We start from the raw sequence: 19,288 nt of genomic DNA, 5'->3' as shown, positions 1-19,288 counted from the left end.
CCCCGAGGGTCAGGAATTTCCATGAACAACGCAGCTTTCACCCCCGGCAATCCGTACAGCTCCGTGCGCGTTCCGGTCTTCGCACGCAATGGCGTGTCGACCTCCCACCCCCTGGGCGCGCAAGCCGGCTTGCGCATGCTTTGGGCCGGCGGCAATGCCGTCGACGCGGCCATCGCCGCGGCCGCCGTCATGACCATCGTCGAGCCCGTCAGCAACGGCCTGGGCTCGGACGCCTTCTGCATCCTGTGGGATGGCGCGCAGCTGCACGGCCTCAATGCCTCGGGCCGCGCGCCCCAGGGCTGGACGCCGGAGTATTTCGAAAAGCGCTACGGCCGCCAGTCCAAGCCGCCACGCCGCGGCGTGGACTCCATCACCGTGCCCGGCGCCGTCAGCGCCTGGGTGGCATTGCACGAGCGCTTCGGCAAGCTGCCCTTTGCCAGCCTGATGGAGCCCGCGGCCGAGATCGCCGAGCGCGGCTATCTGGTGCCGCCCGTGGTGCAGCAGAAATGGGCCGCGGGCGCGCCCGAGCTGCAGGCGCAGCCCGGATTCGCCCAGAGCTTCCTGCCCGCGGGCCGGCCGCCGGCCGTCGGCGAGCTGTTCCGCTTTCCCGCCGCCGCGCGCGCGCTGCGCGCCATCGGCGCCACCAAAGGCAAGGCTTTCTACGAGGGCGAGATCGCCGCGGCCGTCACTTCCTTCGTGCAGCAGCATGGCGGCTGCCTGAGCATGCAAGACATGGCGCAGCACAAAGCCGAGTGGGTCACGCCCATCGCCAAGGACTACCGCGGCTACACCCTGCACGAGATTCCGCCCGGCGGCCAGGGCATCGCGGCGCAGATCGCGCTGGGCATCCTGTCGAATTTCGACCTGGCCAGCCTTCCCGTGGACGGTGTGGAGTCCCAGCATCTGCAGATCGAGGCCATGAAGCTGGCCTTTGCCGATGTCGACCGCTATGTGGCCGATGCCGGCATGGAAGTGACGGCCGAGCAGATGCTCGACGATGCCTACCTGGCATCGCGCGCCAAGCTCATCGATCCGCAGCGCGCGCAGGACTTCAAGGCCGGCAATCCGGTGCAGGGCGGCACCATCTACCTCACGGCCGTCGATGAAAGCGGCATGATGGTCAGCTTCATCCAGAGCAACTTCGCCGGCTTCGGCTCGGGCGTGGTGGAGCCTACATTCGGCATCAGCCTGCAGAACCGCGGCTACGGCTTCGGCGCCGACCCGGACGCCCCCAACCGCGCGAACCTGGTGGGCCCGGGCAAGCGGCCGTTCCACACCATCATCCCTGCCTTCCTGACCAAGGACGGCCAGCCGGTGATGAGCTTCGGCGTGATGGGCGGCAACATGCAGCCCCAGGGCCACATGCAGACGCTGGTGCGCATGCTGGACTACAAGCAGTCGCCCCAGGCCGCCTGCGATGCGCCGCGCTGGCGCTACAACGCGGGGCTGGCGCTGAATGTCGAATCCGGCATGGATCCGGCCACCGTCGCCGGCCTGCAGGCGCTGGGCCACCAGCTCGAGGTCATCGACGATCCCTACCAGGACTTCGGCGCCGGCCAGTTCATCTGGCGCATGGGCGATCCCGCCGCCGAGGGCTACCAGTTCGCCAGCGACCCGCGCCGCGACGGCCTGGCCGCGGGCTTCTAGCCGCGGGTTTGCGCTCCGCCCCGGGCATTTCAACCTGGTCGCAACGACCTGCGCCGGGGTGGAGCGCAAGACAGCCAGGCCCGCACGGGCAAGGAGTGTTTCCTGTAGCGCGCAGGAATGCCCCTCGGACATGGCAAGCGCCAGGATGATCGCCGCGCCAACCCGGCAGGCGGCTCCCAGATCAGTTGCCAAAAGCTATCAGCAGGACCGTTCCTACAGCCCCCAACCTCCTAGATTGACTAAACTAGGCGGCTCGACGGATCCTCGCGGCCAAAGATGGCCGGCTCTTCGGGCGTTCCGATAATTCAACTTTCAACAGTATTGTTGCGATCATTTTTTGCTCCGGTACGGGCAAGAGTTGCGCGACCCCAATAACTTGTGCATAAGCACTGAAGGCATCACCGTGGACGATCAGGGAGCACTCGAGCGTATCTTCGTAGGTGACAGCGATATGGCCCGGCATATGCGCGCCCACGACTGGACATCCACCAGCCTGGGCGACCCGCTGCAATGGCCTCAGCCGCTCAAGCTGGCGGTCCGCATCCTGTTGACCTCGAAGTTCGAAATGTGGATCGGGTGGGGCCCGGACATTGCCTTCCTCTACAACGACGCCTACCGGCCAACGCTGGGCAGCAAGCACGAATACGCGCTGGGAATGCCGATCCGCGAGCTGTACGCGGAGATCTGGCCGGACATCGAGCCGCGTCTTCGCCGGGTGTATGAGGATGGTGAAGCCACATGGGATCGTGCCCTGATGCTCATCCTGCACCGGCATGGTTATCCCGAAGAGACCTATCACACCTTTTCGTACAGTCCGTTGGTCGGAGACATGGATGCAGTGGAGGGCATCTTCTGTGCCGTCAGCGAAGAGACGGAGCGGGTCATCAGTGTCCGAAGGCTGGAGACACTGGAGTCTCTTGCCAGCGCGCTGGCGACCACGGACAGTTTCGACGTCTTCTATCAAGCCATTGCCAATGAAGCCAGGAAGGCCAACAAGAGCATTCCGTTCAGTGCCTTGTACAAATTCGACGCGGATGGAAAAGCACTGCCCATCTATGAAGATCTGGGCGGCATCGCGGACATCGAGCGATGGAAGCTGGACGCGGCCTGTAAATCCCCGCAACCTCTGATAGTCGATATCGATCCCAGTGAAAATCTGCCCAAAGGCGGATGGGACATCGGGCCCAAGCAAGCCGCGGTGCTCTGCATGAATGCCGCCGGCAGTGAATATCCCGTTGGCGCCTTCGTCGTGGGCCTGAATCCCTATAGACCCTTCGATGACGACTATCAAAGTTTCCTGAAATTGTTTGTCGGGCAGATTGCCGCACGCTGGACCACCATCGAAGGCTTCGAGACCGCCAGGCTGCGGACACAGGCCTTGAACGAAGCCTTGGCTCTGAGGCAGGAAGCTGCCGACAACCTGGCGAAGGTGAATGAAAGCCTGTCGAGGGAAGTGCTGCTGCGCACGGCGCAGCGCGACAGGTTGCATGCCATGTTCAAGCAGGCGCCCAGCTTCATGGCCCTGTTGTCCGGGCCAGAGCATGTCTTCGAGCTTGCCAACGATGCCTATCAGAGTCTCATCGGCACCCGGGACATCATCGGGCGCTCGGTGCGTGAAGTGCTGCCCGATGTCACGGGACAGGGATATTTCGAGATTCTGGACAACGTCTACAAGACGGGCGAGGCTTTCAAGGGCGAGGCGATGTCCATTCGCCTCAACAGAGGCGATAAGACGGAGCAGAGGTTCCTGCATCTGATCTACCAGCCGATCTTCATCGATGGAAAGGTCGAAGGCATTTTTGTCGATGGCTACGACGTGACGCATCAAAAGAATGCCGAGGACGCGCTGCGCCAGATCAATGTCACCCTCGAGGCCCATGTCAAGGAGAGAACGGCCGAGCTGGAGCTGGCCCTCGAGCGCCTGCGGCAGGAGGCTGAGGAACGCTCCCTCGCGGAACGTGCGCTGCAGCGCGCGCAGAAGATGGAGGCGCTCGGCGCGCTGACGGGCGGGGTGGCGCATGACTTCAACAACTCGCTGCAGGTCATCAGCGCCAATCTGCAGATTCTCGGGCTGATGCTCAAGGCCAATCCCGAAGCCCTCAAGCGCGTGAACGGCGCCATGGGCGGCGTCACGCGTGGCGCCAAGCTCGCATCCCAACTGCTGTCGTTCGGCCGGCGCCAGCCGCTCGAGCCCAAGGTGGTCAATGTCGGCAAGTTCATCCGCGGCCTGGAAGACATGCTGAACCGCGCCCTGGGGGAGAGCATCGAGCTCGAGATCGTCATCTCGGCGGGGCTCTGGAACACCATGGCGGATCCCAGCCAGGTGGAGAACGCGGTGCTCAATCTCGCCATCAACGCCCGCGACGCGATGGACGGCAGAGGCAAGTTGACGATCGAGGCCGGCAACGCCCTGCTGGACTTCCAGTATTGCGAGCAGCATGAAGATCTGAAGCCGGGCCAATATGTGGTCATCGCCGTGACCGATACCGGCACTGGCATGGCGCCCGAAGTGCTGGAGCGGGCCTTCGAGCCGTTCTTCAGCACCAAACCCGAGGGCAAGGGCACCGGGCTGGGGCTTTCCATGGTCTACGGCTTCGTCAAGCAGTCGGGCGGCCATGCCGCCGTCTACAGCGAAGTGGGCGAGGGCACCACGGTCAAGCTGTACCTTCCGCGCTCGAATCAGGAGGAGGATCCCGCCCCCATCAACTGGTCGAGCGGCCCGGTCCAGGGCGGCACCGAGACCGTGCTGGTCGTCGAAGACGACGAGGACGTGCGCGAGACGGCAGTGGCCACCCTGGTGGGCCTGGGCTACCGCGTGCTGCGTGCCAAGGACGCAGACAGCGCCCTCACCGTGGTGGACAGCGGGGTCCATATCGATGTGCTGTTCACCGACGTGATGATGCCGGGCAAGCTCAGAAGCCGCGAGCTGGCGCGCAGGGCCAAGCAGCGCCTGCCTTCGCTTGCCGTGCTGTTCACCTCGGGCTATACCGAGAACTCCATCGTGCATGGCGGCCGGCTGGACGAGGGCGTGGAACTGCTGTCCAAGCCCTACACCCGCGAAGCGCTGGCACGCAGGATCCGCCATGTCATCGGCAACGAGGCGCAGCGCCGCCAGGCCATCGAGGACATCGTTCAGAGCGCGGACGATGCCGCGCCCGCCCGCCTCAAGCTGCTGGTGGTGGAAAACGACGAGCTCATCCGGACTGCGACCGCCGAACAATTGCGCCTGTCGGGGCATGAGGTGAGCGAGGCGGCCGATGCCAAGGAAGCCTTCACTGCGCTGGGAATGCAGGCCGGTTTCGACGCGCTGGTGCTGGACATCGGCCTGCCCGACATGAACGGCGTCGAGCTGGCGCACCGGGCCCTGGCGCTGCATCCGCATCTGGGCATCGTGTTCGCCAGCGGGGCTTCGCCCTCACCGGAGCTGGGCGTGCCAAGCACCGCGCGCTATGTGGTCAAGCCCTACTCCACGGCGCAATTGCTGGCCGAATGCGCCATGGCCATCAGGCTGCGCCAGGCCACGAGAAGCGCGCTTTGAGGTGAAAGCTGCGGCATCGGCCACCATTGCGTGGATGGGCGGCCGGCACCTGCTGCCCGCTGCAACACCAGGAGCTCCGCCGTGGAAATCAGGCAATTGCGCTACTTCATCAAGATCTGCGAGCTCGGCAGCATGGGCCGTGCCGCGAGCGAGCTCGACGTCGTCACCTCGGCGCTGAGCCAGCAGATAAGCCGTCTTGAAAGCGAGCTGTCGACGCGGCTGCTGCAGCGCTCGCCCGCGGGGGTCATCCCCACCGAGGCTGGCATGGCGTTCATGCACCATGCACTGCTGGCGCTGCGCAACCTGGACAACGCCGCGCAGGCGGCCAAGCAGGCGCGGCTTTCGGGGCAGGTGAGCGTGGGATTCGCTCCGACCACGGCCTCGGTGCTCGGGCTGCCCTTCCAGAAAGTCATGCGCGAGCGCTACCCCGACATCCGCCTGCACCTGGTCGAAGCGCTGTCGGGCAATCTTGCCGGCATGCTCAATGCGCGGCGCATCGACCTGGGCATCATCTTCAAGGCCGATGCGCACCGGCACTGGCACACCTCGCCGCTGCTCGAGGAAAAGCTGTTTCTCGTGGCCTCTCCCGCCATGAAGGGATTGGTCGGCAGAAACCGGGTATTCCTGTCCGAGCTGGCCGATGTGCCGCTGGTGCTACCCAGCGCCACGCATGGCCTGCGCGCGCTGGTGGATGCGGGCTTCATGCGCGCGGGCGTTATTCCCCACATCGCGCTGGAAGTCGACGGCCTGGCGCTGTTGATGGACACCGTCATGGAGGGGCAGGCGGCTTCGATACAGCCCGGCGCGGCAACCACGCGCCATGCCGATGCCGGGCTGCTGCATATGGAGATCGCCGATGACGGCATGGGCCGCCAGAACCTGCTGGCCAGCCTGTCCGACGAGGACCTGTCGCCGGCCGCGCTGGCCGCGCGCGTGGTCATCGCCGAAGTCGTGCGCGCGACGGTGTGCGAAGGCCGCTGGAAGGGCGCGCTGCTGGCCGAGGCCTGAGCGCGCGCTTCAGGCGGCGCGGGCCAATCGCGCCAGCGTCTGGCCCTGCGCGTAGCGGCGCAGATTGTCGAGGAAGATCTTCACCACGCGCTCGGCGTTGCCCGCGGAAAAGCCCGCGCTGTGCGGCGTTGCCAGCACCTGCGGCATGGCCCACAGCGCCGACTCGGGGGCCAGCGGCTCGTGCGTGAAAACGTCGAGGTAGGCACCGCTCAGATGCCCGCTCTCGAGGGCAGCGATGAGCGCATCTTCATCGAGCACCGCGCCACGCGCGACATTGATCACGCCAGCGCCCCGTGGCAGGGCACGCAGTGCCGCGCCGTCGATCAGCTGCTCGGTACGGGACGTCAGCGGGCAGGCCAGCACCAGCCAGTCGGTGCGCGGCAGCATGCGGGCGATATCCTCGTAGGCACAGGAGGCAAAACCCTGGTCGGTGGGCGCGTCGCTGCTGCGGACCACCTGGATGTGCAGGCCGACGGCCGTCAGGATGCGGCCTATGGCCTGGCCGATCTCGCCCCAGCCGACGATGGTGGCGGTCTGGCCGTCGATGTCGGGCGGCAGGGGCCTGCGGATCAGCGGCGACCATTCGCCGCGGCGCTGGGCGGCGATCAGCTCCGGAAACCGGCGCCCGAGCGCCAGCAGGCCCGCGACCGCGGTCTGCGCCACGACCTCGGCGTTGCTGCCCGCCGACGTGCTCAGCATGACGCCCCTTTGCTGGAGCTGGACATAGATCGCGCGGTCGATACCCGCCGAGTGCACCTGCACCCACCTGAGGCGGCGCGACGCCGCCATGGCGTCGTAGAAGCGCTGGGTCTCGGGAAAGACTTCATGCTTGGTCGACAAGCCGGTGACGTCACGCGAGACAAAGGCGATTTCCGCGTCCAGCGCCGCGTCTTCATCGGGAGTGACGAGCGTGTGCGGGCACCCGGCCAGTGCGTGGGCGATCGCGCCGCCATGGGAGGCGCGCGCTGCCTCGGAGACCAGAATGCAAAGAGGCATCATGCGCAGCCTTTCTCAATCGACGGAAGCGCCCGAGTCCTTGACGATCTTCTGCCACTTGACGAACTCGCGCTGGGTCATGCGGGCGAATTGCTCCGGCGAGCCGCCGACGGGGTCGGCACCTTCGCGCACCATCTGGTCGTTGAGCTGGGGCAGGATGGCGTTGACCTCCTTATTGAGCAACTGCACGATTTCAGGGGAGATGCCCTTGGGCGCGAAGAAGCCGAACCAGGAGCCGGCCTCGAAGCCCGGGATGCGGCTGGCCACCGCCGGCACCTTGGGCAGGGCGCGCGAGGGCTGCGAGCTCGACACGGCAAGCGCCTTGAGCTTGCCCGCGTGGATCTGCGAGACCACCGAGGGAATGGTCGCGAACATGAACTGCAGCCGGCCCGCGAGCAGGTCGTTGAGCGCGTTCGCGCCCTTGTACGGGATGTGCAGTGCGTCGACGCCCAGGTTCTGCATCAGCATGAAGCTCGACAGATGCGACGAGGTTCCCACACCCGTGGAGCCGTAGTTGAAGTTGGCCGGGCGCGTTTTCGCATAGGCAAGGAACTCGTCGAAGCTGTTGGCCGGCACCGAAGGGTGCACCACGAGCACGTTCGGCACATCGGCAATCTGCACAATGGGCACCAGATCCTTCAGCGGGTCGTAGGCCAGCTTCTTGTAGAGCGACTGGTTGACCGAGATCGGCCCCACCGAGTTCACGATCAGTGTGTAGCCGTCGGGCGCGGCGCGCACCACGGATTCGGTGCCGATATTGCCGCCGCCGCCCGGGCGGTTCTCGATCACGAACGGCTGGCCCAGCTTCTCCGAGAGCTTTTGCGACACGCTGCGGGCCAGCAGGTCGGTGGTTCCGCCCGCGGTGAACGCCACGATGACCTTGACCGGCTTGGCGGGATAGGCCGCGGTCTGCGCCTGCGCCGCGAGCGGCAGGGCCAGCGCCAGCGCCAGGCCGGTGCAAAGGACGCGGCGCAGTTCACGCCGGGGAGGGCAGGCACCAAGCGTGCGGCTGGATGTGAAATTCATGCTTTTGTCTCCTGGTTGTAATTCTTTGCGCCGCGCGTCAGAGGCGGTAGCTGGGGTCCATGCGGTCGAGCTTGCGCAGCAGCGCGGGCCATTCCATCAGCCCGTAGGGACGGCGCGTTCCGGGCTGGTAGTTGTTCCAGGTCTCCTCGAGAACGGCGGGCGCGACGGCGGCAAACGGCGTATTGCAGGCCATGGCCGCGAGCTGCGCGCGGCAGGCCAGCTCGAGCCGGTGCATCCAGTTGAAGGCTTCGCCCACCGAGCGGCCCACGGTCATCGCGCCGTGGTTGCGCAGGATCAGGGCCTCGCCCTGGCCCAGGTCGCGGATGATCGACTCCTGCTCGTCGAGATTGAGCACCACGCCCTGGTAGTCGTGGTAGCCGATCTTCAGGAAGCGCATCGCGGTCTGCGTGAGCGGCAGCAGGCCGCAGGCCAGCGAGGAGACCGCCATCGAGGCCCAGCTGTGGGTGTGGATCACGCAGTCGACTTCGGGACGCGCGCCATGCACGGCGCTGTGGATCACATAGCCGGCCTTGTTGACGCCGTAGTTCAGCGCGCCGAAATCGGGCTTGGACAGCACGTTGCCGTCGTGGTCCACCTTGATCAGGCTCGAGGCCGTGATCTCCTCGTACATCATCCCGTAGGCGTTGATCAGGAAGGCACCGTCCTCACCGGGAACGCGTGCCGAGATATGGTTGGCCATCATGTCGGCCATGCCGTAGTGCTCTATCAGCCGGTAGCAGGCTGCAAGGTCGACACGCGCCTGCCATTCGGCAGCGGAGCATTGGTCGCGCATCGAGGGGATGTGCAAGGGGCTGGCTTCGGGGGATGTCATGGGGTCTCCTGTCGTTTTCGTCGCCTCGCGGAGGCTGTACGGGCTCACGTGGGGACGATTGTCGGCAGGGGGCGGGTGCGCTGAAAGGCGGTCGGCTACACCCCCTCTTCACATTGCGTGAAGAGCTTTGCCTGTTCTCTTGGGAGGAGTGACCGCCTGGTGGATTCTGTAGCCGCGACGCTGGGCCTGGACCGACAGTCCAGGCGCAGTGCACGAACCTTGCCAAGCTTCTCTTATTGCCTTGGCCAATAAGTTGTAACAACTACGAACTTTTCATCCTATTTTGTTGCATAACCCAGGCGGCCGGAAAGCATCGGCCTTGGAGTTGTCATATCGCCGATCAGCATGGCCCAGCCCGGCGCGAGTTCCATGGCGAGCACGATGATTGCTCGCATTACAAAAGGCTGAGAGTCTCTTGCGGGAAAACTTGCAGTGAGCCCCGATGCGGGAACGTGAACATTTCATTCCTTGATTGCCAACACGAAGGCCACATCGGTTGGGCGATTTGCAACGTCAAGAGCGATATCCGTGAACCTCGGAAGCATCTTGGTCACAAAGTGAAGAACATTGGACAAGCGCTGAGCAAGGAATTGTTATGACAGCAATCGATATGCGCCCATCCGGTGGAAGCGCTCTTGCAAGCTCATTAATTGCTCACACGACAAAAGGTTCCGAGTCTTCCGAGGAAGGATCTTCGGAGAATTCCGGAACAATGGTGATGAACTCCGGAACAGTTGTAGCGAGATCTGTCGAGGGATCATCTGTAGCAAGCTTTGCCCCGGGGACGGCTATCATGGGCTCTGCTTTGGGTACAGCCATGCAAGGGTCGGGAGCGCCCCGCGCGCAATTCGATTTCATGCAGGCGATCAATTTCACGGAGTTCCGTTCCGTCCCGGCACCCACATTGGAGCAGCGCGAGGCTTGGCCTGCGGATCCATCTCCCGTGCTGGTGCGGCAAGCCCGCTACGGTGCCCTTCCCTCCGCCGCCGCTCTCCCTTCGCCCAACAAACTGACCACCCCTGAAGCAACCTTCCGCGAGGTCATTCGAGGCCTTCCCACGGTCGATCAGTTCACCCGCGTCGTTCCACTCAAAACCCCCACCTTTCTTGAGTCTGTCAAGCGTCTTTTCGGTCTCGACAAAGCAGCGACCGAATACGGAAAAGTTCTCACAGCGCTTGGGAGGTACCACGACTCCTGCAACCAGACCACCGGTGGGAATGGCGTCGCGACGAAGTTCTGGCTGGATGAATTGGCCAAGACGGTGGACGACTATGGCAAGAGCGGCGCCCAGGGTTCTCTTGACGGAAAAATGATTAACGAGCTGCGCCAGCAGATTGATGGCGAAAGCAATACGTTGAAAAGTCTGCAGGCTCAGCTGAAAGATGGCCCCGGACTGCCCAAAGGAGCCAACTTCTCGCATGCGCTGGCCTTCATCCGTGACGGGATATCCCTGCAAGACATGGTGCGTCTGATAGACAAGGGCCTGGAGCTGGATCAAATACCCGAAGCGCAGGCCCTATTGGAGAGTGAAGAGCGTTCCATTCCCCAGCGCAACTACATAAATATTCTCGTGGAGCTGGATCACTATCAGGACGCCTTTGCCGCCCACACCCTCCAGGAAAGCGAACGAACCCCTACTGCCCAGACGATTGAGGATGCAGCGAAATTGCTGGAGAAGCTGCAGACCACCACGGAAAAATATTTACAGGTAGGCACTTCCGGCGATCCACACACCCAGGCCATCAAGGACCTGCGCGATCAACTTTCCCTCGAGCACCGGGTGCTGTCAGACCTGGTTTCCGAACTGAAAATGGGCACTGCCCTGCCTGAAGGGGCTGATCTGTCCCGTGCAGTGGCCTTCGCACGTGAGGGCATCAGCCTCAAGGACATGGATCGCTTCATGGCCAGCGGCATGTCGCCCGCAGAGGCACGAAAGCAGCTGGACACCGAAAAGAGCGATCGCGTGAGGAGCCAATTATCCAATCTGGCTCCTGAGCAAAAACAAGCCCTTCTTGATAGCTTCAGCACAGATGAAATCGTCTTGCTGGAAACGAGCGGGTTGGGGATTGAGGGCGGCCATGCATACCGGGTGCTGGATCTCCCCATCACCTCCCAGACCATCGTGCATGCCGATGAACAGGAGGTGGGCTCCATGCTGCCTTTGGGTGCAGGCGCTTGCAACGAAGTTTATTCAGCGCGATACAGCACGCCTGCGGGTATCGTCCAAGGTGTTTTCAAGCCCCTGAGAAACAAAGAATCAGCTGGGTTGACCATGAAGTTAGGTATCGATAGTCAGCTCGCGAAGATCGGCAACCGCAATCTGTGCACACAGGATGTGGCGCGCGCGTTGGATTTCGATGTGGTGGGGCACTGCCAGATCGGCTACCGCCAGGAGCCAGGAAAGCCGTTGGAGCTGGGGCTGATCATGGCACGCGCTGCAGGCAAACCTGCAGCTGATACTCCCCTCGAAGTTTTCCATCTGCCCCAAGTGCGGCGCAATATCACGCAGTTGAACCTGCTCGATGCCGTGTGCGGGCAAGGAGACAGGCATTACAACAACTATTTCATCGATGAGTCCACAGGCAAGGTTACAGGCATCGACAATGACCTGTGCTTCGGCCAGGCCACCATGGACGGCAATCACATCGCCCAAGGCGCAAACGCAAAAAGGGATACTGGTTTCCGTGGCACGAAGATGCCCGAACTGATCGATACCAACATGGCGAAGGCTATTCGCAGCCTCACGCCTGAAAGGCTGGCCGCAATATTGGGCGACAAGCTGAGCTCGGCAGAAATGGAAGCGGCCAAAAAGCGTTTGCTTTCTGTGCAAAAACACGTGGATGGTCTGCAGGAGAGGGGGCAAATCGTCACGCCCGAGGAGTTTGATGCCCGTGATGAAATAGGCAAGCTTCAGAATGCTGACAACAGCTACGTGGGCCGCGATGCGGAGAACGCAAGCTGGCTGTTGAAGGTGAGAGAGAGGTCAAGCCTGCTGCCTACCAGTGAAATGTCCGTGGAGACATGAGCCAGCTTCACCAGGCCGAGAACAGCGATCTGGTCCGCGACGCGGCGCCCGCAGCCTGGCTTTTTTCCTCTAATACATACATATTCCATGAACATCGAGCTGCTTCAAGCCGAAGCGTTCCTACGTACCGTAGGCCTCAGTCTTCCGGCACTGCCTGCGGAGTTGGCCGACAGGATACGCGAGCGCGCTCCCGGCATCTATTGCACCCGTGAAATCGCCGCCTCTCCCTATGAGGTGGAGGCGTATCTGGCAGAACTGCTGAGCCCCGCGAATTCGGGCGATTACGCCCTGTTGGCCATAGATGGCCATGGCATCCAGAGCTGGGCATTCCACTATTACCTGGTGAGCGGGCCGCTGGCACTGTTCGTGCAGTTGCCTTGGGGCGGCCTCTATACCGACGTGGACACGGCCCGCCCCGAGATCGACAGCGTGCTGGCCTGGACCCGGACATTGCTGCCGCGTCTGGCAGAGTTGAAACAACAGGGCCGCCTGACGCCAGAGCAGAGGCTGCTGGTGGTATACACCCGCTTCTCCAGGTCCGGCTGGGCCTGGATCGAGCGGCCCGAAGCCGCAATGGAAGATATCCGTTGGCAACCGCCTGCGCAGATGTTTGGCCGCATCGACGCGGAATTGTCCCACTTGAGCGAGAAACAGCACACATGAACAACATACCCGAACAGGTGCAGGCACTGGTACGTGCATTGGGTCAACGGATGGGGTTGCGCCAATTTCAATTGGATGCAGAAGGGAGCTGCGCACTGGAACTGGACCGGCGCATCGTCGTCAATCTGCAATACCGGGAAACCGAAAACGAACTCTGGCTGTACTCGGACCTGGGGCCGGTGCCGCAGCGCAGCCTGGCTTTTTACGAGAAGCTGCTGCGAGCCAATCTCTTCTGGCAGCAAACTTCAGGCGCAACCCTGAGCCTCTCCGGAGATCAGCTCCCGCGTGCAGTGCTGGCCCGTCCCTTGCCCTGGACGCTTCTGGAGGACACCAGCTTTGGCGCGGCTGTGGAAGCCTTTGTACACACCACGGAGGAGTGGCAGAAACAGCTCGAACAAGCTGCCCTGACCAATGCAGACGTCGGCACAGCGGCTGAAGGCAGCGCATTCACGGCCGGCAGCCTGGAACTGCTGCTGCAAGCGCGGGCCTGATACTGTTTGTCAACGTGCACGGGCAGTGCCAAAGCCGAAGAACGACGCAGCCGGCTGCGTTTCAGGCAGCACGTAGATCACCCCCGGTTTCTTTCCCCACACCGGCGCGATGTTGCGGTTGTAGAACTGCTCCGGCACGTTCACGCAGCCATAGGAAATGCGGTTGTCGGCCGCCGTGGCGCTGGCCAGGCGCTGCAGCCTGCGGTCGGCGGCGTTGGCCGTACGGACGCGGTGCATCGAAACGGCTGCGTCATAGTCGATCCAGACGATGTCTTCGCCCTTGAGATTGTTCCCTGGCTCGGACAGGAAGCGCCCGGCCGGGGTGGTGCGCTCGTGCGCCGCGATGGCGGACATCGGGCGCTCGCCGATGCCCGGCACCGAGTGGTCGCCGCGCGCCAGGCCCAGCAGTACGGGCGAAGACGCCTGTAGCGTGCCCGCCGCGTCGAACACATGCACCCGCGCGGCGCGCTTGTCGACCAGCAGATAGGGCAGACGCCGGTTGTCTTGCGTGGCGTGGATCCATTGCGCCACCTGCAGTGCTTCGCCACTCAGCCCGGCGGGTGCCGCGGCGCTGTTTGTCCCGCCTGCGTTGGCATGTGCCGGCGTGCCAAGGCACAGCGACAAGGCCAGGGCGGCGCAGGCCCCCAGGTGCGCAAGAAGTTGCAGGCAAGCGGGCACTGCGGCTACGCCAGGCATCCGCGGCGTCGACGGATACGACAATGAAAACGGCATTGCGAAAGGACTTGAAGGACAAATGGGACGGCCAAACGCCGAACGGCCATTTCCGCGGAAATGGCCGTTCGGGATGGTCCGAGGCGATCGGCGCCGGACTAGGCAAGCTTAGCGGTAGACATGCTCACCGCGGTTTTGCTTCCACTCGTTTTCCAGGTAGGTGGCATCTTCGTCGTTCTTGGCGCGCATGCCCATCAGGATGCCGCCTTCGTTGATACCCTGTTCGTAGTGCTTCACGCGCTCTTCCGGAATGTTCCAGCCGATCAGCGCGCCGATCAGGCCGCCGCCGGCAGCGCCGGCACCGGCGCCGGCCAGGGCTGCAGCCAGCGGGCCGGCAACCACCAGGCCCACGCCAGGCAGTGCCAGCGAGGTGCCGACAGCCGCGACGGCCGCCACGATCGCGCCCAGCGTGCCGCCAATGGCGCCGCCGATACCGGCGCCTTCGGCTGCCTTGTTGCCCAGTTCGGTCTGGGTGCCGGCGGCCGCGTCGTTGGCGAAGTGGCGGTTGCGGGTTTCGTCCGACATCACCAGGTTCACGTCATCGCGCGAGTAACCGCGGGCCGAGGCCGCGTTGTAGGCCGCTTCTGCGCTTTCGCGGTCGCGGAACAGGCCCGTGACAAGGGTGCCGTTGTTGGTGGTGGTAGTGCCGGTCGTCGCGTTGTAGTTCATGAAATTTCCTTTTCAATCAATGGTGGGAGGGTCGGATGAAAGCGCTCAGGCTCAGTTGCGGTCCGCGCGGGGAGCGCGGCGCTGGCCAGTGGTGCCCGTGGACATGGCGTTGGTGTTGTTGTCCATGGTGGTGCCGGTGCCGGTCGAGCCCGTGGTGGCAGTGCCGGAGGTGTTGGCGTTGTTCTGCACCCGGTTGGCGGCGTCGCGGGCCCGGTCGGCAGCCGAGGGCTCGGTGCGCACCAGCGTGCCGGTGTCGGAGCGCTGGACGGCCTTCTGGTTGGCTTCGTTCGCCGTCTGGGGCGTCACGCCGACGGAAGCCGGCGTCTGGTTGGAGTTGACGGTGCTGTTGTTGGTGGTCTGCGCAAAAGCACCCGTGGCAGCCAATGCCAAAGCCGCGCCCAGTGAAAGTGTCTTGATGGAATTCTTAAGCATGGTTTTCTCCTATGCCGGGTTGGGAAACGGAGGAAAGCTATCTGCGTATCCGGCAGATGCCTGAATCTTGGAATACCGTGAGGTACTACAGACTGCCCTTCGATGGGATCCTCAGTGTGGACCCGGCTTGAACCCGGGGGGAAGAAACAACCGCCCGTGTGCTTGTAGGCGATTGCCCCATGCAATGGTCCCGGTGTGCATCCGGCCGGGCCGGGTCATGCCGCCATGGGGGCGGGTGCAAACGGCAGGCGGCGGCCCGAAGCGGCATAGCGGTCCATGCCCAGGCCTGCGGTATCGATTTCGGGCCGCTGCCCGGTGACCAGGTCGGCCACGATGCGGCCGCAGCCGCAGGCCATGGTCCAGCCCAGCGTTCCATGGCCGGTATTCAGGAACAGGTTGGCATAGCGGGTCGCGCCGACGATCGGCGTGCCGTCGGGCGTCATCGGGCGCAGGCCCGCCCAGAACGTGGCCCGCTGCAGGTCGCCGCCCGGGAACAGATCGCCGACCACCATCTCGAGCGTGGCCCGGCGCCGCGGATCGAGCCGCATGTCGAAGCCCGCCAGCTCGGCCATTCCGCCCACGCGGATGCGGTCATCGAAGCGCGTGATCGCGATCTTGTAGGTTTCATCCAGCACCGTGGATTCGGGCGCCCGCGCGGCGTCCACCAGCGGGAGGGTGAGCGAGTAGCCCTTGACCGGATAGACCGGAAGCTCGAGCGCAAGCGGCAGCAGCAGGCCGCGCGAGAAGCTGCCGAGCGCCATGACGTAGGCGTGCGCCCGCAGGAGCTGGCCGCCGGCAAGGATGCCCTGGACACGGCCGGCGTGCGCCTCGATGCCTTCGATGTCCTGGCCGAACAGGAACTTCACCCCCAGGCCGCGTGCCAGGCGGGCCAGCTCCGTCGCGAACCGCTGGCAGTCGCCGGTTTCGTCCCCAGGCAGGTGCAGGCCGCCGCTGAGCCGGTCCTGTGCGAAAGCCAGCGCGGGCTCCACACGCGGCAGTGACTGCCGGTCCAGCAATTCGTATGCGACGCCGCACTCCTCGAGAACCGCGATGTCCCGTTGCGCCGCATCGATCTGCGCCTGGCTGCGAAACAGCTGCAGCGTGCCTCCCGTGCGCTGCTCGTATTGGATGCCGGTCTCGCCGCGCAGGGCGCGCAGGCAGTCGCGGCTGTAGCCGGCGATGCGCATCATGCGCTCCTTGTTCACCGCGTAGCGCTGCGGGGTGCAGTTGCGCAGCATCTGCGCGATCCACCTCAACTGCCACAGGCTGCCATCGGGGCGCAGCGCAAGCGGCGCGTGCTTGCGGGCCAACCATCGAAGCGCCTTGAGCGGAATGCCTGGCGCGGCCCAGGGCGTCGAGTAGCCCGGCGAGATCTGGCCGGCATTGGCGAAGCTGGTTTCCAGCGCCGGACCGGGCTGGCGGTCGATGACCGTGACCTCGGCGCCGGCCCGGGCCAGGTAATACGCGGTGGCGGTTCCGACGATGCCGCTGCCTGCAACAATGACTTTCATGGACCATCCGGCGGTTGGCGGGGGATAAGGAATTTTAGAAAGGCATGTGCAGGTGTTTTCGCTGTTATTGCTATGATACGCAGTGTAATTCACTGTTTTTCATCTGCTTTTCCAGGTTCCACAGTCAATGTTCCAGGCCGACCGGATCGATCTCGCCATCCTCGATGTCCTGCAGCGCCAGGGGCGCATTTCCATGACCGATCTGGCGGAGAAGGTGGGGCTGTCGGCATCCCCGTGCACCGAGCGGGTGAAGAGAATGGAGCGCGAGGGCGTCATCGAGGGCTACCACGCGCGCCTGTCGCCCGAGGCGCTGGGCAGGACCCTGCTGGTGTTCGTGGAAATCAAGCTGTCCGAGAAGTCCGCCGATGTCTTCGACAAGGTGAAGAGGGAGCTGGCGCAGATGCCCGAGGTGATGGAAGCCCACCTGGTCTCCGGCGACTATGACTACCTGGTCAAGTTCAGGCTGCGTGGCATGGGCGAGTACCGGCACCTGCTTGGAAACATCCTCAAGAGGCTGCCGGTCGCGGCAGCGTCGCGCAGCGTGGTGGTCATGGAGGAGGTGAAGGAATCGCTGCATCTGCCCCTGGACCGCTGATCCGGGGCGCGGCAAGGGGCAGGGACAGCGCGCGGCGGTGCGGGACCTCCGTTTCGCCCTGGTGGAATCACAGCGCTGTCTTGGCCTTGTGCCGCTCCGCCAGCAGTTGCGACAGCAAGCCAAGCGAGATGGGCTTTGCCAGATGGGCATCGAAACCCGCGGCAATGGCCTTCTGCACGTCGGACGCCGAACCGTAGCCCGTGACGGCCACGATCCTGGAATGCGCGCCTTCCGGGAGGGCCCGCATTCTGCGCACGAGCTCATAACCGTCCATTGCCGGCAAGCCGATATCCACGAGCGCGACCTCCGGCGGCTCCTGCCCGAACAGATCGAGGGCTTGCGCCGGATGATGCGCAATGCGCACCCTGCATCCTTGTGCGTTGAACCACTCGCCCAGCAGTGTCGCAGCGTCCTGGTTGTCGTCCACGATGAGGATGCTGCAGGGGGCCGATTGCCTGTCGATGGCCTGCGGGCCGGCAAGGGCCGTCGGCGCCACCGCTTCGGCGGCCAGGGGCAGGCGCAGCACCATTTCGGCGCCCAGTCCCAAGCCCTCGCTGCACGCCTGCACGGATCCGCCATGCTGGTGCACCAGGTTCCTGACGATCGCCAGCCCCAGGCCCAGGCCGCCCTGGGCCCGGTCGAGCGCCTGGTGGCTCTGCGAGAACATCTCGAAGATCTTCGGCAGGAAATCCGCCGCAATGCCTATGCCGTTGTCCCGGATACGGATCACGGCCTGCCCGGCCTCCTGGCGCACCACGGCGCGTACCCGGCCTCCGGGCTCGGTGTATTTCGCCGCATTCGACAGCAGGTTGGTCAGGACCTGGGTCATGCGCGCGATGTCGGCGTCGATCTCCACATCCGCGGACACGTCGATGTCCAGATGGTGCCGGCGCTGCTCGAAAAGGGGCTGCGACATCTCCGCGGCGCGCTGCAGCAAGGGCTCCACCAACGTGCGTACCTTCGTCAGTTCCACCTTGCCCGTGCTGATGCGCGCGACATCCATCAGGTCGTCCACCAGCCGCACCAGGTGCTCGGTCTGGCGGCGCAGGATCTGCAGATGCTTGTCGGGACCGGCCGAGCGCAGCTCCAGCAGCGTGATCACCGTGACGATGGGCGCCAGCGGATTGCGCAGTTCATGGCCCAGCATCGCCAGGAACTGGTCCTTCACCAGGCTGGCTTGCTCGGCCTGCGCACGCGCTGCACGCTCGCGCAGCAGCAGTTCCTTGAGCGCGCTGACGTCGCGGATCGTGCCGATGGCCCGGTAGGCCACGCCGGCGGCGTCGCGCAGGAAGTAGGCATGCTCCCGGACGTGGATATCCTGCCCGCTGAAACCCGGCAGCCGGTAGGGTGCATTCCACGAAGATGCCTGGCTGCGCAGGGCCGCATCGAAGGAGCTGACTACGCGGTCCGCATCTTCGGGATGGATCCGCGCATGGCGCCAGTCCACCCGCTTCGACATGCGCGGCTGCGTGCCGAGGACATGATCCAGCTTGCCGCCCCACCACATCTCTCCCGACGCCACATCCAGGTCCCAAAAGGAATCATTCGTGGTTTCGGAAAGCAGCTGCAGACGCTCCTGGTCGCGGCGCGCGCCGGCATGCTGCCATGCCGCCTGCAGCGAAGTGCCGGAAATGGCGGCGATGGCCTCCAGGCTGCGCAGCGTCTCGGCATTGCCGCGCAGGGCGGCTTCGTCCACAACCAGGCTGCCCGTGGGCGCGCCATCGCGATCGCACATCGGGACGGCACAAAGGACCTGGCCATCCGGACACAGGGCCATGAACAGGGCTTCGGTATCCGGCGCCCGCTGCAGGTACAGGGTCCGCGGCGCGAGTGACAGCTGCCGATGCACGGCAGACAGTGCCGGCCGCACGGCCGCTGCGGCGGGCGCGCCGGATGCGGCGGGACATGCCAGCAGCGCATGTTCCCACTGCCAGTCCGGGGAAAGATGCGCGGCAAAGACCGGGCCGGTGCAAACCGCGGCAGCAGCGTCGCGTGCCAGAGTCAACAGCTGTGCCGGCGTGGAAACCGCGACCGCCTCGCGTGCGAACGCAACGAGATCGAAAGTCACAGGCTGCGGCGGCTCACGAGGCCGTGGTGCGAGGTTTCGCGCTCAGATGCAGGGG

The 19,288-nt window shown here is 64.4% G+C and carries 15 protein-coding genes; 7 read left to right on the top strand and 8 right to left on the bottom strand.

Annotated features, from left to right (window positions below):
- Positions 1-21: 21 nt before the first annotated feature.
- From M9799_RS19275 to M9799_RS19265, 3 genes are all read left to right on the top strand, one after another.
- Positions 22-1,647: a gamma-glutamyltransferase family protein gene (locus M9799_RS19275; RefSeq protein WP_231043624.1), complete on the top strand. Its 1,626-nt coding sequence runs from the start codon at positions 22-24 to the stop codon at positions 1,645-1,647.
- A 451-nt stretch (positions 1,648-2,098) separates the two neighbouring features.
- On the top strand, positions 2,099-5,185 hold the full coding sequence (locus M9799_RS19270) for a hybrid sensor histidine kinase/response regulator (protein WP_422692692.1): 3,087 nt from the start codon (positions 2,099-2,101) through the stop codon (positions 5,183-5,185).
- Between the two features lie 81 nt (positions 5,186-5,266).
- Positions 5,267-6,193, top strand: a complete 927-nt coding sequence (locus M9799_RS19265; protein WP_231043625.1) for a LysR family transcriptional regulator — start codon at positions 5,267-5,269, stop codon at positions 6,191-6,193.
- A 9-nt stretch (positions 6,194-6,202) separates the two neighbouring features.
- Here the strand turns inward: M9799_RS19265 and M9799_RS19260 are convergent, their stop codons facing one another.
- From M9799_RS19260 to M9799_RS19250, 3 genes are read right to left on the bottom strand one after another with little or no spacing between them, the layout of a single operon-like run.
- Positions 6,203-7,189 (bottom strand): D-2-hydroxyacid dehydrogenase, encoded by a 987-nt coding sequence (locus M9799_RS19260; protein WP_231043626.1) that lies wholly within the window; start codon positions 7,187-7,189, stop codon positions 6,203-6,205.
- A gap of 15 nt (positions 7,190-7,204) precedes the next feature.
- Positions 7,205-8,215, bottom strand: coding sequence for a Bug family tripartite tricarboxylate transporter substrate binding protein (locus M9799_RS19255; RefSeq protein WP_231043627.1), 1,011 nt, complete (start codon positions 8,213-8,215; stop codon positions 7,205-7,207).
- Between the two features lie 37 nt (positions 8,216-8,252).
- Positions 8,253-9,047, bottom strand: coding sequence for a class II aldolase/adducin family protein (locus M9799_RS19250; protein WP_231043628.1), 795 nt, complete (start codon positions 9,045-9,047; stop codon positions 8,253-8,255).
- 595 nt (positions 9,048-9,642) lie between these two features.
- On the opposite strand from M9799_RS19250, the gene M9799_RS19245 reads away from it, so the two are divergent.
- From M9799_RS19245 to M9799_RS19235, 3 genes are all read left to right on the top strand, one after another.
- On the top strand, positions 9,643-12,072 hold the full coding sequence (locus M9799_RS19245) for a phosphatidylinositol 4-kinase (RefSeq protein WP_231043629.1): 2,430 nt from the start codon (positions 9,643-9,645) through the stop codon (positions 12,070-12,072).
- Between the two features lie 87 nt (positions 12,073-12,159).
- The gene (locus tag M9799_RS19240) at positions 12,160-12,735 is read left to right on the top strand and encodes a hypothetical protein (RefSeq protein ID WP_231043630.1); all 576 of its coding nucleotides are present in this window, start codon (positions 12,160-12,162) and stop codon (positions 12,733-12,735) included.
- On the top strand, positions 12,732-13,226 hold the full coding sequence (locus M9799_RS19235; protein ID WP_231043631.1) for a type III secretion system chaperone: 495 nt from the start codon (positions 12,732-12,734) through the stop codon (positions 13,224-13,226). The genes M9799_RS19240 and M9799_RS19235 overlap by 4 nt, the downstream gene beginning before the upstream one ends.
- A gap of 9 nt (positions 13,227-13,235) precedes the next feature.
- Here M9799_RS19235 and M9799_RS19230 read toward each other — a convergent pair whose 3' ends face one another.
- The 4 genes from M9799_RS19230 to M9799_RS19215 all read right to left on the bottom strand — a co-directional run bounded on the left by M9799_RS19230 (position 13,236) and on the right by M9799_RS19215 (position 16,570).
- The gene (locus M9799_RS19230) at positions 13,236-13,904 is read right to left on the bottom strand and encodes a L,D-transpeptidase (protein WP_318530293.1); all 669 of its coding nucleotides are present in this window, start codon (positions 13,902-13,904) and stop codon (positions 13,236-13,238) included.
- 162 nt (positions 13,905-14,066) lie between these two features.
- Positions 14,067-14,627 (bottom strand): hypothetical protein, encoded by a 561-nt coding sequence (locus M9799_RS19225; RefSeq protein ID WP_231043633.1) that lies wholly within the window; start codon positions 14,625-14,627, stop codon positions 14,067-14,069.
- 51 nt (positions 14,628-14,678) lie between these two features.
- Positions 14,679-15,059 carry a hypothetical protein gene (locus M9799_RS19220; protein WP_231043634.1) on the bottom strand — a complete coding sequence of 127 codons (381 nt, stop codon included), beginning with the start codon at positions 15,057-15,059 and terminating at the stop codon, positions 14,679-14,681.
- A 215-nt stretch (positions 15,060-15,274) separates the two neighbouring features.
- Entirely contained in the window at positions 15,275-16,570 is a 1,296-nt protein-coding gene (locus M9799_RS19215) for a D-amino acid dehydrogenase (RefSeq protein WP_231043635.1), read from the bottom strand.
- Positions 16,571-16,697: 127 nt separating this feature from the next.
- On the opposite strand from M9799_RS19215, the gene M9799_RS19210 reads away from it, so the two are divergent.
- Positions 16,698-17,165, top strand: a complete 468-nt coding sequence (locus M9799_RS19210; protein WP_231043636.1) for a winged helix-turn-helix transcriptional regulator — start codon at positions 16,698-16,700, stop codon at positions 17,163-17,165.
- 67 nt (positions 17,166-17,232) lie between these two features.
- Here M9799_RS19210 and M9799_RS19205 read toward each other — a convergent pair whose 3' ends face one another.
- A complete protein-coding gene (locus tag M9799_RS19205; RefSeq protein ID WP_231043637.1) occupies positions 17,233-19,233 on the bottom strand; it encodes a hybrid sensor histidine kinase/response regulator in 2,001 nt (666 codons plus the stop codon).
- Positions 19,234-19,288 lie beyond the last annotated feature (55 nt).

Origin of the sequence: Comamonas endophytica, assembly GCF_023634805.2 — a bacterium.
GTDB lineage: Bacteria > Pseudomonadota > Gammaproteobacteria > Burkholderiales > Burkholderiaceae_C > Comamonas > Comamonas endophytica.
The sequence above is the reverse complement of the archived record's forward strand: the minus strand, read 5'-3'. Positions and strand labels throughout refer to the sequence as shown.

Bases quoted from the DNA above. Each gene is read 5' to 3' on its own strand.
- M9799_RS19260 (WP_231043626.1), bottom strand. From the start codon at position 7,189: ATGCCTCTTTGCATTCTGGTCTCCGAGGCAGCGCGCGCCTCCCATGGC.
- M9799_RS19215 (WP_231043635.1), bottom strand. From the start codon at position 16,570: ATGAAAGTCATTGTTGCAGGCAGCGGCATCGTCGGAACCGCCACCGCG.
- M9799_RS19270 (WP_422692692.1), top strand. From the start codon at position 2,099: ATGGCCCGGCATATGCGCGCCCACGACTGGACATCCACCAGCCTGGGC.
- M9799_RS19275 (WP_231043624.1), top strand. From the start codon at position 22: ATGAACAACGCAGCTTTCACCCCCGGCAATCCGTACAGCTCCGTGCGC.
- M9799_RS19210 (WP_231043636.1), top strand. From the start codon at position 16,698: ATGTTCCAGGCCGACCGGATCGATCTCGCCATCCTCGATGTCCTGCAG.
- M9799_RS19220 (WP_231043634.1), bottom strand. From the start codon at position 15,059: ATGCTTAAGAATTCCATCAAGACACTTTCACTGGGCGCGGCTTTGGCA.
- M9799_RS19250 (WP_231043628.1), bottom strand. From the start codon at position 9,047: ATGACATCCCCCGAAGCCAGCCCCTTGCACATCCCCTCGATGCGCGAC.
- M9799_RS19245 (WP_231043629.1), top strand. From the start codon at position 9,643: ATGACAGCAATCGATATGCGCCCATCCGGTGGAAGCGCTCTTGCAAGC.
- M9799_RS19225 (WP_231043633.1), bottom strand. From the start codon at position 14,627: ATGAACTACAACGCGACGACCGGCACTACCACCACCAACAACGGCACC.
- M9799_RS19255 (WP_231043627.1), bottom strand. From the start codon at position 8,215: ATGAATTTCACATCCAGCCGCACGCTTGGTGCCTGCCCTCCCCGGCGT.
- M9799_RS19240 (WP_231043630.1), top strand. From the start codon at position 12,160: ATGAACATCGAGCTGCTTCAAGCCGAAGCGTTCCTACGTACCGTAGGC.
- M9799_RS19235 (WP_231043631.1), top strand. From the start codon at position 12,732: ATGAACAACATACCCGAACAGGTGCAGGCACTGGTACGTGCATTGGGT.